This window comes from Vibrio sp. SG41-7 (genome assembly GCF_014164465.1).
Lineage (GTDB): Bacteria > Pseudomonadota > Gammaproteobacteria > Enterobacterales > Vibrionaceae > Vibrio > Vibrio splendidus.
Genome location: NZ_JACJFF010000012.1, coordinates 1 through 14,588, shown reverse-complemented (window position 1 = coordinate 14,588; position 14,588 = coordinate 1). Strand labels below are relative to the sequence as shown.

Genomic DNA, 14,588 nt, shown 5'->3' with positions numbered 1-14,588 from the left:
AGAGGACAAGGGAATGATTGAATTTAAAAATATCGGCAAAGCGTATGTCACGGGCGGTCAACGTGTTGATGCATTAAACGGGGTCGATGGACATATCCAACGCGGTGAAATGGTGGCGTTATGTGGCCCGTCGGGTTCAGGGAAAAGCACACTTTTGAATATTTTGGGTTTGTTGGACATGGACTACCGAGGGCAGATCAATATTGACGGCAAACCTTATCCGACAGAGCAAATCGCCGCTGCACGTTTTCGTCGTCAGTCGTTGGGGTTTGTGTTTCAGCGTTTCAATCTGGTTCCTGTGATGACGGCGCTTGAGAACATCGCTTATCCATTGATGCTGAACCAATGCTCTAAGCAAGAACAGCAGAGCAGAGCGCAAGAGATGTTAGAGCGTGTTGGGCTAGGGGATTACGTTCATCACCGCCCAGACAATCTTTCTGGTGGTCAGCAGCAACGTGTCGCAATAGCCAGAGCACTGATCCACAACCCAAGCTTAGTGATTGCCGATGAGCCGACCGCCAGCCTAGACAGCCACACCGCCAACCTAGTGATCGACATTATGAAAGAGCTCGGCCACGAAATGGGCACGACTTTCATTGTCGCAACGCATGACCCAAGAATGGCGCACCGTTGTGACAGAGTAATTGAACTTATCGACGGCCAACTGGTGCCACAAGTCACAGCAACGGAGGCTATCTCATGGGCAAGTTAACACAAAGAATGAGCACGTTTTTACTTCCAACTTCGATGCGTTTGGCTTGGCTTAACTTATTAAGAAACGGTCGTCGTAGCTTGCTTTCGGTGTTGATCATCGCGATTGCGGTTTTCGCACTCACCAGTGCCGGTGGTTACGGGCTTTACACCTATGAATCTCTGCGTGAATCAACCGCGCGCGATACTGGTCATCTTACTTTGAGCACACCGGGTTATTTTGAACAAGACGAAGACATGCCGCTGAGCAATGGTCTGGACAACGTTCAAGCGCTAACCAAGAGCATCATTGGAGATAGTGAAGTGCGTGGTGTGCAGCCGCGAGTCTATTTTAGTGGCTTGGTTTCTAACGGCAGCAAATCGACCATTTTTATGGGGACGGGTGTGAATGAGCGTGAGTTCGATATGAAAGGACCTTTCCTTGATGTGCGCAGCGGGCAAACCCTGTCGGATGTGAAATCCCCAAGATACGACAGCCAAGAGCCTCAAGTGATGCTGGGAACTGACCTTGCTCGTAACCTCAAAGTTGCCGTTGGCGATTGGGTAACACTGCTCGCGACCACCAGTGACGGTGCTTTGAACGCTTTTGATTTTAAGGTGCAGGGTATTTATTCGACAGGGGTTCCTGAGTTGGATAAGCGTCAGCTTTACGTACACATCACCACAGCCCAAGAGCTTTTGGCCTCAGACAAAGTCAGCACCTTGTCGGTGTTCCTATTTGAGACAAGCAAGACCTCGACCGTTCAACAGCGTATCCAAACAGCTTTAGATCGAAATAGTGTGAGCCAAAGCGATCAAGGCACAGAGATCGAGATCACTCCATGGCAAGATCGCGCGTTTTTCTACACCAAGGTTAAAGATCTTTACGACCGGATCTTCGGCATCATGGGCGCGGTGATGGCATTGGTGGTGTTTGTGTCGCTGTTTAACACCATGACCATGTCGGTGACTGAGCGCACTCGTGAAATTGGCACCTTGTCGGCTCTTGGTAGTTACCCTTCTGAAATCGTCGCAGGCTTCTTAAAAGAGGCGGGATTGCTGGCGGTGATTGGCAGTGCGATCGGTGCGTTAGTGAGTGGCTTAGTGTCGGTGTTATTGCTGGTGGTTGATATACAAATGCCACCACCTCCGGGTCGAACCGAGGGCTACCCACTCAACATTTACTTCTCATTGGAATTGGTTGGTTACGCCACTTTGGGTGTGCTGACGATATGTTTGCTGGCTGCTTATTTCTCTGCTCGCAAAGGCGTGAATAAGCCAATCACGGAGGCACTGGTTTATGTCTAGATTAACTCGTTCATTCAATACCTTGGGTTTGGCTTTCGCGTTGGGCTCTGTTTTGGCTTCGCTTCTAGCATCGGCGCCAAGCTGGGCAGTCGATTCACAACAAGTCACAGAGATGATCGCCAAGGCAGATAGCTACCGGTTGAACAGCGCACAAGCCTCTAAGGTAGTGTCTTTGGTGGCGTTGTATCAAGACGAGCAACTGGACAAAACCCGTGAATACAACGTCTATACAAGACCAAATCGAGAGTCGTTGGTCGTGTTCAAGTCGGCGGTCGAGGCTGGGCAAAAGATGCTGATGATTGAAGACAACTATTGGCTACTGATGCCGAAATCTCGCCGACCAATTCGTATCACACCGATGCAAAAGCTATTGGGTGAAGCCTCGGTGGGGGACATCTCGACGCTCACTTGGAGCGAAGATTACCAAGGTGAGTGGGTTGCTGAGCAACGAGTTGAGATGCCAAGTGGCGAGACGCTCGATACCCATCACCTAAAGCTAATGGCGAAAACCAAGGGTGCCAGCTATCAATCGATTGATCTGTGGTTAACGACAGACCGAGCGTTTCCAGTTAAAGCGGATCTGTATCTGCGTTCTGGAAAACTGGCGAAACAAGCGTGGTTTACTGAAGGCGTGCGTGATGGATTACCAACAGTGGTGTCGATGACCTTGCTCGATAAGATACAGCCAAGTAAGAAAACCGTGATTGAGTATCGCGAAGTGATTGAACAAAGCTTGGCAGACAAATACTACAACCCTGCTTACTTATCGCGTAACAGCGTGTCTGGGCTGTAGGTGAGCGTCATGAAAGCTTCCAATCGCCGATTCCACATCAAGTCTTCAATCGCTACTTTGCTTGCTTTGTCTTGTGTGAGTAACACGATTCAAGCGGACGATCTGAGCTTGGCGTGGGATTGGCAATTGAGCGCTGAGTCGGTTGAATCGAGAGAGTCACCATTTAGCCCTTTAGCACCTGACAATCGTCAGTCACTCAATGGTTTGTTGGATCTAGAGGTTGGCTATGGGAATTGGCTTGGCCTGTTTGCAGTGAAAGCCAACGATATTCTGAGCAACAACCCTCAAGGGCAAGAGGCGAGCTTTGAATCGGAATTTATTGTGCGTGAGTTGTTCTGGCAAGGTGGGGTTGAGCTGTCGAATTCAGCGTTCGGTGACCATTATCTTGATGTCACGCTGGGCAAGGTTCGCCTTGATTGGGGCGTAGGCTATGGCTACCGACCTTTAGACATCATCAAGCCTTATCGACAAAATCCAGTGGGCATTGTCGCAGAAGAGGGCGCAGGTGTTGCCTCGGCGTCACTGTTTGATATGACGGGCGAATGGACACTGCTTTACAGCGATTCGTCATGGACTTCTCAGGACGTGAATGAGTTCGAAAAGCAGAACCAGCAACAAGGCTTTGGGGTGCGTCGTTACAATCTAGTAGGCGATCACGAATATCAATGGGTCGCCTATTACGACGATGTACGCCATGGTTTACTTGGGGCGAGTTTAGTGTCGGTGTTGAACCTCGCGTGGGAGTTTCATGGCTCGGTTGTCTATCAACGACAAAGCCTTGGCTACAGTCAGCCTAATTCAATGCTTAAACCAGTTTATCTTGAAGAGCAGGGCGAGGCTTATCAAGCGTTGGCAGGATTAACATGGGCCAATGACACTGGCCATAATGTCGTTCTGGAATACTGGTTTGATAGCCGAGCGTGGAGCAACTCTGAATGGCAAAGCGCAATAGAAAGTGCCGAGTCTTTGTCAGTTAACCCGATGACAGCATCACTGGCAGGCTCTTACGCGCAAGGTTATCAACACGCCAATTTGGTTCAACACAGCATCATGTTTCATTGGTCTCTGGATTCGACACATGGCTGGCTTGAAGATATCACGCCAACATTCGATGTGATGTTGTCTCCTCAAGACGGCGGCTTTATTGCGACCCAGTGGCTCAACTATCAGGCTTTAGATAATGGCCATTCATCGTTGGATTTGGAACTTGCTGCACGCTTTCTAGGCGGTAAAAGTGATTCTGCTTACGCCAACTTATCCGATAGCCATATGATTCTTTTAAATATCAAAGGACGATTTTAATGAACACTTTTTCAAACAGTAAGTTTCCATGGATTAAAAGCTTTACGCTGACCACTCTGTTTTGTTTCGTTATCGCCATCACCACACAGACAATTTGGGGCGGTGGTCTTGTGGTCAATCTCGCGATAAGCTTTGGTTTTGGCTACAGTGCGGTGGGTTCTTCTTTTATCTTGGTTGAGGTGTTTAAGAGGAAATCAAAGGTGTTTGATGTAGGGATCTCAATGGTGATTGCGATGACCTTTGGTACCTTGAACGCGCACTATTGGTTGAACGGATATTTTGGAGCCAATATCTCGGACCTTAAATCCGTAGTCTTGCTCGGTGTGATCTTCTGTTCGGTTTGCTATTACTACTTCTATACACGAGAGCAACAACTACGCGCCGATAACGAATTGGAAGTGGCCAAGCGTCGTCAGGCCGATCAAGAAAAGGTGGTGGTGCTCAGTCAGCTTAAGCAACTGCAAAGCCAAATTGAACCGCACTTCTTGTTCAACACACTTGCGACCATCAATGTGTTGATTGAGAGTGATAGCGCGAAAGCCAAGTTGATGCTCGAAAAACTGACTGACTTATTGCGCGTGACTTTGAAAAACAGCCGCACCGAGCAATCGACCATCGCACAAGAGGTCGACTTGTTAGACGCTTATCTTAATATCCAAAAGATACGTTTGGGTGAGCGCTTAACGTTCTCGATTGAAATACACGAGATTAGCGATTTGCAGGTGATTCCACCGTTCTTGATTCAACCCTTGGTCGAGAATGCACTTACGCATGGCATAGAACCCAAAGCGGCGGGTGGCCAAGTGAATATTCGTATTACTCAACAAGCCCAGCAGCTAAAAATTGAAGTGGCTGATAATGGCGCTGGGTTGAAAACGCCTTCTGCGAATACGGGGCACGGTGTTGGGTTGAGCAATATTCGTCAAAGAATCGAAACCCTGTATGGTGATAAGGCGAGCCTCACGATTACTGAACACGCTGAAGGCGGGGTAGTCTCGACGATCTTGTTACCGCTGACTAACGTAGCTGCCTAGAATTACAGACCAGAAAACACTGAGCAGTGACGAAAAATAGACGATTTACAGTGTGAATTTAAAGGACTAACCATGAACAACCCAGCAGTACAGCCGAGCGTAACGGCGATAATCGCAGACGATGAAGCACTGTTAAGGCATCACTTAGACAAGAGCCTTGCTGAGGTTTGGCCTGAGCTAGAAATCGTCAGCAAGGCACAAAACGGTTTGGAGGCAATGCAGAGTATTCGGCAGCTTAAGCCCGACGTGGCTTTTCTCGATATTCGAATGCCAGAGCTAGATGGTATCTCGCTCGCGAAACAATTGAACAAGCTAGATTCACCGCCATTGATTGTGTTTATTACGGCTTATGACGAATACGCGGTCAAAGCTTTTGAGCACAATGCGATGGATTATCTACTTAAGCCAATCAATGAAGAACGCTTACTGGCCACATGTCAGAAGGTGCAAGCGCGTTTGTTAAGCCGTCAAAAACAGCCTGGTGACACCTCAGTACAGCCCGATATCACAGCGTTAATGGCTCAGCTTCAACAGTTATCACAATCGTCTTCCCAGCAAACGCAGCCTCCTTATCTATCGCAGCCCCTTTATCAACAGCAGAAGAAACATCTAACGTGGCTCAAGGCTAGCGTTGGAGAGGACATTCACTTAATCGCAGTCGATGATGTGGCTTACTTCAAAGCGGAAGACAAGTACGTGTCTATATTCAAAAAAGGCCAAGGCAGTTCGCTAGAGGAGTATATTCTTCGCGTGTCGCTAAAAGAGTTGATTGCCCAGCTCAATCCTGATGAGTTTTGGCAGATCCATCGCTCGGTGGTGGTTAAAGTGTCGGCCATTGATAAGGTGAAGAAAGGGCTCTCAGGTCAGATGTCGGCTTATGTGTCAGGCGAGAAGCTACCGATCAGCCGTGCTTCGCAAGCGTTGTTTAAGGGGATGTAGAGAACTAGCTTAAATGTATGTAGCTATTGATTTTAAAAGGATGTAGTCAACGAGTTTAAATGGATGTATTAGGCTCTATCAAAACGCTGCTTTAAACGAGCACAGTCGATCTTACATAACGTATAGTGATTTATAAAATAAAGATCTAGATCACAAAGATACTCATCCGGTTCAATATTAAATAATAATCGTTAACTCAATCTGTATATTGTCGATGAATGACATTAAGAGGTTGTTATGAAAACATATTATTTAGCGGCGGCTGTATGCCTCACCTTGGTTGGCTGTAGTTCAACATCAAGTATCACCGAAACCTTAATCCAGCCGGATCCGGCATGGACATCAGGCCAACTAGAAAATGGCCTTACCTACCATGTTTATCCAGATCATGAAGAATCCGTATCTGTTCGTTTAGTTGTGCACGCGGGTTCGTTCCAAGAGACTGACCAACAAGAAGGTTATGCGCACTTTTTGGAGCACATGGCATTCAATGGCAGTAAAAATTTCTCTCAAAATGACGTGATTCGTCTATTCGAAGATGCAGGCGCTAGCTTTGGTGCTGATATCAATGCCTACACTTCTTATCAAGAAACTGTGTATCAATTAGATTTACCTGACAATGTCCAATTACAGTCAGCCCTGACGTGGATGCGTGACATTGGTGATGCTCTGGACCTATCAAGCTCAGAAGTTGAAAAAGAGAAAGGTGTGATTCTTGGTGAGTTCCGTTATGCACGCTTAGACGACAAGCCATTCGCAGAACAGTTTTTAGACCACTTCATTGAGGGTGGCCAGTATGAAGGCCAAGATGCACTTGGTACTAAAGAGTCTGTACTCAGCGCGACTTCCCAAGGGCTAAATAACTTTTATCAGACTTGGTATCAACCTCAGAACGTTGAGGTGATTGTCTCCGGTGACATTGACACAAAAACCGTCATTCCATTAATTGAACAGAAGTTTTCAGATTGGCAGCGTGGACAAACTCCCAAGCCAGTAAAACAAAGAATTACCACCTTTAATGAAGGTGACTATATTGAGTATGCAGAATCGGAAGCGCCAAGTATCTCTTTGATGATCAACCGAGGGGCAAGTGCGGTAGACACTCGCGCGCAACAGCATCAACTTTGGCTTGATGAGACAGTACAGCAACTGATCAGGCAGCGACTTAATACCAAGTTCAATGATGCGGCTTTGCCAACTCAATGGATAAGTTCCAAACATTATTCTATGGAATATCAGCGCTATTCATTGGTGGATGTTGGCTTTCCTGTCGGCGCTCGTGAGGTGACTCAAAAGGAGCTAATCGCCACATTGGCATCTCTGCGTGATTATGGCGTCTCTGAAAATGAGATAATTAGCGAACAGCATTATTATCAAGACTTACTCGATAATGTTGAGATCGATTGGGACAATATGGACAGCGTACAGCACGCTAACCAGAAAGCGACGGCTTTAGTGAACGAACAAATCGTGCAATCACAACGAGACTATGAAGCGAGCCTTGAAGAGTTTGTCGCAAATCTCGATCTTGATGTGATTAATGCCAATATTAAGGCTTTGCTTTCTAGCGACTATTTCGTAGTGGTTGGTATGAATGAAAGTGAAGATAAAGTTGCGGTTACCCAAGCCATCGAGAGCTTGAAAGCAACTTATAGCGAAAAGGGTGCCAAACCGTTGTTTTCGGTGACCAGCAGTGCTTTTGCTGTTCCTAGTTCGCAAGGCGATATTGAGTTAGTGGAACAGATGTATGTAGACCCATATGTTCAAAAGTGGACGCTTAGCAATGGTATCGATATGTGGTATATGCGTGACTATCTTGCAGGCGATGACATAGGTATTTATTACACAAGCTTAGGTGGTATGGCAGCACTCGATCCTAAGTTATATCCAGCGTCAGAGTTAGCTCTTGCTGCTATCGGTAGAAGTGGTGTTGGCAGTTTTTCAGGAACGGAGCTTAATGCGCATTTGGATCGTGAAGATATTCAGGTTTATCCGTTTATCGATTTTACTCACCATGGCGTCGAATTTAAGCTTACCAGTAATGGCTTAGCGGAAACTTTTGCTGCACTCAACGCGATCGTTACATCAGTCAAGGTATCGCCAGAGCAACTGGAGGCGGTTAAGCAAGAATTCATTCAAAATCGAGATTCTTACTTAGCAAGCCCTACTGGTCAGTTCGGATATGCAATGAACCAAAATACCTATCAAGCGGACAGTGATCATGTGTTGCTCGATAGTAAAAGTGTGGAAACGGTTTCTGTTGAAGAGATAAAGAGCGTCCATCAGCAGTTGTTTGGTCAATTCCGAAATAATCAGCTGGTTATTGTGGGCGACATTGATCCAAGTGAACTGAAACCTCTGGTTCGCCAGTACTTGGCTTCTATTCCATTGGAAAAAGCCGTTGTGCCTGACTTTAACGTCGCGTACAAGCACCCATCTAAAGCGCGTATTGATTTGTCGGTCAACACGGCTAATAGCACTGAGTACATGCTAAGAGTCATTGCGGAGCCTTCCGAGCAAACTGGAATAGTAAGAGGGCAAACGGCGAAAGATATCTTTATGGAAGACATGCTGCAACGCCTGCTTGTTACTCGTTTAGACGCGTACATACGTGAAGATTTAAGTCTAGATTACTCACCTTATGCTTACTGTGTATCGCAAGATGGTGATACAAGCCATGACTGGTTTATTGGTGCGCTGATCGACCCTAAAAATGCCGATAAGATAGAGGTCGCGATTGATAAAGTGATTGGAGACCTTCTGAAGGGCGTATCAAATGATGAGATTAGAGCGGCAGGCAAGCAACTAGAAGCGGACTTTACGCCTTTAGATACTAGTGTTGTTGATCAAGCATGGTTCGTGTCTCGTTATCTTTTGCACGACTATGGTGTAGAAGCCTTGTTTAACGTGAAAGCGACGGTTAACTCAATTTCTCGTGAAGACATGAATCAACTTGTCCAACGCATCTTTGGTGAAAATAGCCGTAAGGTTAAGAACATCATGCGTCCTAAAGCCTAAAGCCTAAAGCCTAAAGCCTAAAGCCTAAAGCAGACAGAAACACTTAACCCAAAGCCAAGCGCGCATCGCTTGGCTTTCTTGTTTTTACACCATTCATAATATCTATGCACCAAGCTTTGTTGAGCTCTTTTTGAGGTATATAAATCTAAATGCCGTGAGTGCCTAATCGGTTGCATCGTATCATTTTCTAAAAAAATGTTTTAAATCAAGACAGCGTTTCATTTGTATTGTAGATTGACGATCTACGAGAATGTTGTTTGGATATTAGATTGCTTAAATTAGGTACCCGATTAGTCTTAATGTTGTTTTTACTGAGCTTTGGCTTAGTGAACTCTAACGGCTATTCGTTCCCTTCTAAGCCATTTCAAATATACTCGGCTCAAGAGCAATCTTCACAGAATGAACAATCTTCCTCGATAAAACAGTGTAAACAAGCCGCTACGGATAACCCGTCGAGCTACTTTGAGTGCAACAAAGCTCAGTTTGGCACCGATCCTTCTGGTGACAGTTCCAACTATCACGACACAGAGTCGAGCCTCCAAGCTGCAAACTTCAGACGTATGCTCAGTAACGAGCAAGAAAGCGTGGCCGATCTTGAGCCAGCTTATCATTTACTGATTGACTTCTCTCCCCCCTCAATACTGGCTTCCCTGCTCTTCAACACGCCGTTGTTGGATTCCAAGCTGCACTGGACCAGTATTGTGAGTTCTCCGTCTTCCCGGCTTTCGGGGTGGAAAGAGGGCAACATCCAATACTCGCATTTCCGAGAACTTCTTAGCTAATCGTTTGACCCTAAATTGGTCGTATCGATGGTCGCCTCGCGTGCCTGTTGAACTCGCCAATTAACCAACACAAACATAGCGACATCAGCTTTAGCATCACTACCGTTCAATCAGCTTGTTCTGGTTTCAGCTATCGATCGTGTTCGCAAAACATTAGTTATACCAATCGTAGTAAATAACTGGTCATCCTAGCTGGTTAAAACGCTCGTTCACTGCTTTTTTCCGGTGCTATTTTTGAGCTCGTATTTACGGTGATTGGTAAAAAGAAGAGATCTTGACTGTGAAAAAACGCATTCCAAGAAAACAAATCAACCACTATTCAAAGTGGAAATACGCGGTGCTTATCGCCACCATTATCATCATGGTTCTGAGTGCTTTACCTTCTTGGTATGGCGAGAATGCATCGGTTCAAATCAGCAATCGCTCTGAGCAGACAATCGATGCGACTCAAATTACTCAATACCTTGCGAGCGAAGGCATCCAAGCTAAATCGGCATTTCAAAAAGACAAACGTTTAGTCGTGATCTTAGAAGACGCTGAACAACAAGCGAAAGCCAAAGAGGTGCTGAATGAGCGTCTATTGGATAACGCGACCGTTGCGCTAGCGATGGAACCCGCAGCACCTAAATGGCTAACTGACATGGGTTTTGCGCCGATTCAGTTAGGCCTTGATTTACGTGGTGGTGTGCAGTTCTTATTAGAAGTGGATATGGAGCCAGTTTATCACGCGCAAGCTCAAGCGATGGTCGACGAGATCACCAGCGAAGTGCGTTATGCCCGCGGTAAAGTGGTGAACAACCAAGTTCAGTTTGATTTCCGTACCGACGCCGATTTCGAAAAAGCCCAGAAGCTGATTCGTCAAGAGTTCCCACAATGGCTACGTAACCGCTCAGACAAGTCGCTAACGTTAACTCAGTCTGAAGAAGAGCAAAGAACGCTACGCAACCTTACGGTTCAACAAAACCTGCAAATCATGCGCAGCCGTATTGAAGAGCTAGGCATCACGGAGGCATCGATTCAACGCCAAGGTGAAAGCCGTATCCGTATCGAGTTGCCGGGTGTACAAGACCCTGCAGCTGCGAAAGACGTGATTGGTGCTACTGCTTCATTGGCGTTCTATTCGGTGTACGACAATGCCACTCGCAGTACTCAAACCCTGAAAGATTCAGACGGCAACCGTGTGGTCGTCGACCGCAAGGCAGTGTTGAGTGGCGAGCACATTATTGATGCTCGCAGTGGCATTGGTGAGATGGGCAGTGCAGAAGTCAACATTACGCTGGATTCTTCTGGTGGTAAGAAAATGTCCGAGTTCTCACGTCATAACATCGGTAAGCCAATGGCAACGGTGTACAGCGAATACAGCCGTGATAGAGCGGGCAACAGCAAGCAAGACAGTGAAGTGATTAGTGTGGCAAACATCCAATCTCAACTGGGTAGCCGCTTCAGAATCACTGGCGCAGGCAGCTTGGCAGACGCACAAGAGCTTGCATTACTGTTGCGTGCGGGGTCATTGACAGCGCCTGTGACCATCATTGAAGAACGTACTATTGGCCCATCTTTGGGTGCTGAAAATGTAACTAACGGCTTTGCTGCTTTAGCACTTGGTCTTGGCCTTACGCTAACGTTTATGGCGCTATGGTACCGCCGCTTAGGTTGGGTCGCGAACTGTGCATTGGTGGTTAACATGACCACATTGTTTGGTTTGATTGCGCTGCTACCGGGTGCGGTATTAACTCTGCCGGGTATTGCGGGCTTGGTACTGACCGTCGGTATGGCGGTGGACACCAACGTGCTTATCTTCGAGCGTATTCGAGACAAGATGAAAGAAGGACGCAGCTTTGCTAGCTCTATCGATCGTGGTTTCGATAGCGCATTCTCGTCAATTTTCGATGCTAACGTCACTACCATGATCGTTGCTGTGGCTCTATATACCATTGGTAATGGACCGATTCAGGGCTTCGCTCTGACACTGGGCTTAGGTCTTCTAACCAGTATGTTTACGGGCATTTTTGCTTCACGAGCAATCATCAATTTGGTTTGGGGGCGTGACCAACGCCACGATGTAAGGATTTAAGCATGAGTACTTCAAAAATGACTATTTCAGACCGCTATTTTTCAAATAGCAATATGACTCGCCTTCGTAAGGTGATGTCTGTGATTTCTATTGTGCTGTTCATGAGCTCTGTGATGCTGGTGGCAGTGAAAGGTTTTAACTGGGGTTTGGACTTTACTGGCGGTGTGGTTGCCGAGGTTCAACTCTCTGATCAAGTAACCAAAGATGCGTTAAAAACCAAGCTCGACAAGGCTTTCCAACAAGACGTTCAAGTAGTCGGTATGGCAGAACAGGATCGCTGGACTATTCGTTACAGCCAACTGACAGACGCCCCACAGCCAAACTTAGTGGATGCTTTGTCATCGGTAAGTGACCAAGTAAAAGTGCTTAACAGCAGCGTGGTTGGCCCTCAAGTGGGTCAAGACATGGTTGACCAAGGTGGCTTGGCGGTATTGGTGTGTTTCCTAATGATTATGCTGTACCTGAGTGTACGGTTTGAATGGCGTTTGGCTCTGGGTGCGCTTGCCGCGATCATCTATGATGTGACGCTTATCTTGGGTCTGTTCGCTTTTACTCAGTTTGAGTTCAACCTGACCGTATTGGCGGCCGTGCTAGCGATTCTCGGTTACTCATTGAATGACTCGATCATCATCGCCGACCGTGTACGCGAAATGCTGCGCGGCAACCCAAACGGTGATACTGATAACCTGCTCAATGAATCGGTTAAAGCGACCTTCTCACGCACCATGGTGACTTCAGGAACAACGCTAATTACCGTATCAGCGCTTTGGCTACTGGGTGGCGCTGCGCTGCAAGGTTTCGCTATTGCACTCGTGGTTGGTATTGTCAGCGGTACGTGGTCTTCAGTATCTGTCGGCATCACACTGCCTAAGTTACTTGGCTTACAGCCTTGTCACTACCAAGTGAAAGCGCCAGTAGAAGTTGAGGGCGAGTACCCTTAGGTTATCTATTCGTTCACAGGACGACTTAGTCAGTAACGTCAATAAAGCCCTTCGTTTATAACAAAACGAGGGGCTTTATTTTTTATAAGAGTCAAACAGTTACAGAAAAGAGAGCCTATTTCAAAAAACGATGGATTGAGCAGGCAAGCCCTCATGATATGAAGTATGTTTAGATGACGTTAGTAGAAATGAGGCAAGGGAATGGAATATCGACATCAATGTCATGTAGGCGACCATGGTGATGCACTGAAGCATCCAGTATTGAGTGCACTTGTTCAGTCATTAATGCAGCAGCATTCACGCCTCAATGTTATCGACACGCACTCAGGTACAGGGTGTTATGACCTAACTACCGCACCAAGTAATCACGCCGGTGAGTTTGCTGAAGGGGTCGGGTACTTGTGGCGTAATAAGGCTTATCTTCCTCCGGCATTCGCTTCTTTTATGTCGGTACTGGAATACTACAATCCGAATCAACTTATCTCTTTGTATCCGGGTTCTGCCGCCATCACTTACCAACAAGGTCGCAGCCAAGATAGTTTCTATTTTTCAGACATTCAGCAAGATGAAGCTGATTTACTGCAAACCAATATTGAGAAGTTACAATGTAACTTAGATATTTCAAGCAAGCTTACGATTAGCGCAGGTGATGGGCTTAAAGCGTTACCTGATGACGTTGCTAAACATGACAACCACCATCTGATTGTTATCGACCCACCCTATGAAACCGATTCAGAATATCTCGCGGTGATCGATGCCTTAGTTAAGGCGTATCAGCAATCTGAGAAGGTATCTGCACTAATTTGGTACCCGCTCTACACGGATGACAAGAGCTCACTGATTTTGAACCACTGTGTGACCGCAGTGAAAGATGGTTTGCTGCCAAGTCCGATTAAGTCGGAGCTTCGCCTTCGTGATCCTAAGGGGGATGATCGCCTGATCGGTAGTGGTTTACTGTTGTTCAATCCACCACAAGGCATTGCTGGAACGGTCGCGGATACGCTTGATTATTTACACAGCCAACTCGCGACCAATGGTGAAGGGTATTGGCAAATGAGAAGTCTATAAATCTGATTTCTATGGATTTTATGATGATTTTCTAGACGTCGTTCACTAAATCACTGTTATTTATGTGGTTTAAATTGACCAAACGCTAACTTTTATCGATTGATTAATTGCAGTGAATCATTTAAAAATAGAATATCAATGCGCACAAGTGCATAATGGCTCATAAGTTAAATAATTAATCTTAAGATTAAACTAGATTGTGGTTTACCCCCTAAACTGCATAAGGCTCGCACTAGTCATGCGAGCCTTTCTTTTGCCTGTCGGAAATTTTTACAACAGTTGCTCTTCAATTTTTAGTGCTTTCTCGATGAGTTTTGCATTGAAATCGGCAGCTCCCACTGAGTAGTGCGCTTCACGATGACAAGTCGGACAAAGTGCAATCACATTTTCGGGGCAATCAGCGCCGTTGTTGTTTTTAAGAGTGAGTGCTGATTGGGAATATATTAGTACGTTATATTGATATTAAAATTTACTGATGAGGGGTGATATTATTTTGTAGCCTTCGCTCTAAGTTACTAGGGCGTGTTGATCTTTGCTGTACATTTCGCGTTCAACAATACATCGGTAGCCACATTAACATGAATGCCAGCGATAACATGCTGGCATAATTCCTTTCTAGTTTGTCATATCTACTTGAAA

12 protein-coding genes and 1 pseudogene are annotated in these 14,588 nt (G+C 46.2%); 11 read left to right on the top strand and 2 right to left on the bottom strand.

Annotated features, from left to right (window positions below; translation table 11 throughout):
• The first annotated feature begins 13 nt into the window (after positions 1-13).
• From H5300_RS05050 to rlmJ, 11 genes are all read left to right on the top strand, one after another.
• Positions 14-712 carry an ABC transporter ATP-binding protein gene (locus tag H5300_RS05050; protein ID WP_182795560.1) on the top strand — a complete coding sequence of 233 codons (699 nt, stop codon included), beginning with the start codon at positions 14-16 and terminating at the stop codon, positions 710-712.
• Positions 700-1,998: an FtsX-like permease family protein gene (locus H5300_RS05045; protein ID WP_182795559.1), complete on the top strand. Its 1,299-nt coding sequence runs from the start codon at positions 700-702 to the stop codon at positions 1,996-1,998. Before H5300_RS05050 ends, H5300_RS05045 begins: the two co-directional genes overlap by 13 nt.
• Positions 1,991-2,791: an outer membrane lipoprotein-sorting protein gene (locus H5300_RS05040; protein ID WP_182795558.1), complete on the top strand. Its 801-nt coding sequence runs from the start codon at positions 1,991-1,993 to the stop codon at positions 2,789-2,791. The genes H5300_RS05045 and H5300_RS05040 overlap by 8 nt, the downstream gene beginning before the upstream one ends.
• Positions 2,792-2,800: 9 nt before the next feature.
• Entirely contained in the window at positions 2,801-4,093 is a 1,293-nt protein-coding gene (locus H5300_RS05035; protein WP_182795557.1) for a hypothetical protein, read from the top strand.
• Positions 4,093-5,127 carry a sensor histidine kinase gene (locus H5300_RS05030; RefSeq protein ID WP_182795556.1) on the top strand — a complete coding sequence of 345 codons (1,035 nt, stop codon included), beginning with the start codon at positions 4,093-4,095 and terminating at the stop codon, positions 5,125-5,127. Before H5300_RS05035 ends, H5300_RS05030 begins: the two co-directional genes overlap by 1 nt.
• 72 nt (positions 5,128-5,199) lie before the next feature.
• Complete coding sequence (locus tag H5300_RS05025; protein ID WP_182795555.1) at positions 5,200-6,066, top strand: LytTR family DNA-binding domain-containing protein; 867 nt, start codon at positions 5,200-5,202, stop codon at positions 6,064-6,066.
• Positions 6,067-6,303: 237 nt separating this feature from the next.
• Positions 6,304-9,084, top strand: a complete 2,781-nt coding sequence (locus H5300_RS05020) for a pitrilysin family protein (RefSeq protein ID WP_182795554.1) — start codon at positions 6,304-6,306, stop codon at positions 9,082-9,084.
• Positions 9,085-9,383: 299 nt separating this feature from the next.
• The gene (locus H5300_RS05015; protein ID WP_029221919.1) at positions 9,384-9,866 is read left to right on the top strand and encodes a hypothetical protein; all 483 of its coding nucleotides are present in this window, start codon (positions 9,384-9,386) and stop codon (positions 9,864-9,866) included.
• A gap of 274 nt (positions 9,867-10,140) precedes the next feature.
• Complete coding sequence (gene secD, locus H5300_RS05010; RefSeq protein ID WP_004732670.1) at positions 10,141-11,940, top strand: protein translocase subunit SecD; 1,800 nt, start codon at positions 10,141-10,143, stop codon at positions 11,938-11,940.
• Positions 11,941-11,942: 2 nt separating this feature from the next.
• Positions 11,943-12,881: a protein translocase subunit SecF gene (gene secF, locus H5300_RS05005; RefSeq protein WP_182795553.1), complete on the top strand. Its 939-nt coding sequence runs from the start codon at positions 11,943-11,945 to the stop codon at positions 12,879-12,881.
• Positions 12,882-13,082: 201 nt separating this feature from the next.
• Positions 13,083-13,949, top strand: a complete 867-nt coding sequence (rlmJ, locus tag H5300_RS05000) for a 23S rRNA (adenine(2030)-N(6))-methyltransferase RlmJ (RefSeq protein ID WP_017077084.1) — start codon at positions 13,083-13,085, stop codon at positions 13,947-13,949.
• Positions 13,950-14,219: 270 nt separating this feature from the next.
• On the opposite strand, the gene H5300_RS04995 is transcribed toward rlmJ, so the two are convergent.
• Together H5300_RS04995 and H5300_RS04990 are read right to left on the bottom strand one after the other, a co-directional pair.
• Entirely contained in the window at positions 14,220-14,393 is a 174-nt protein-coding gene (locus H5300_RS04995; RefSeq protein WP_372208973.1) for an HNH endonuclease, read from the bottom strand.
• 106 nt (positions 14,394-14,499) lie between these two features.
• A pseudogene (locus H5300_RS04990) lies at positions 14,500-14,588 on the bottom strand (IS5/IS1182 family transposase); the annotation flags it as partial.

Coding starts and splice junctions, on each gene's coding strand:
- H5300_RS05050 (WP_182795560.1), top strand. CDS start 14: ATGATTGAATTTAAAAATATCGGCAAAGCGTATGTCACGGGCGGTCAA.
- H5300_RS05045 (WP_182795559.1), top strand. CDS start 700: ATGGGCAAGTTAACACAAAGAATGAGCACGTTTTTACTTCCAACTTCG.
- H5300_RS05040 (WP_182795558.1), top strand. CDS start 1,991: ATGTCTAGATTAACTCGTTCATTCAATACCTTGGGTTTGGCTTTCGCG.
- H5300_RS05035 (WP_182795557.1), top strand. CDS start 2,801: ATGAAAGCTTCCAATCGCCGATTCCACATCAAGTCTTCAATCGCTACT.
- H5300_RS05030 (WP_182795556.1), top strand. CDS start 4,093: ATGAACACTTTTTCAAACAGTAAGTTTCCATGGATTAAAAGCTTTACG.
- H5300_RS05025 (WP_182795555.1), top strand. CDS start 5,200: ATGAACAACCCAGCAGTACAGCCGAGCGTAACGGCGATAATCGCAGAC.
- H5300_RS05020 (WP_182795554.1), top strand. CDS start 6,304: ATGAAAACATATTATTTAGCGGCGGCTGTATGCCTCACCTTGGTTGGC.
- H5300_RS05015 (WP_029221919.1), top strand. CDS start 9,384: ATGTTGTTTTTACTGAGCTTTGGCTTAGTGAACTCTAACGGCTATTCG.
- secF (WP_182795553.1), top strand. CDS start 11,943: ATGAGTACTTCAAAAATGACTATTTCAGACCGCTATTTTTCAAATAGC.
- rlmJ (WP_017077084.1), top strand. CDS start 13,083: ATGGAATATCGACATCAATGTCATGTAGGCGACCATGGTGATGCACTG.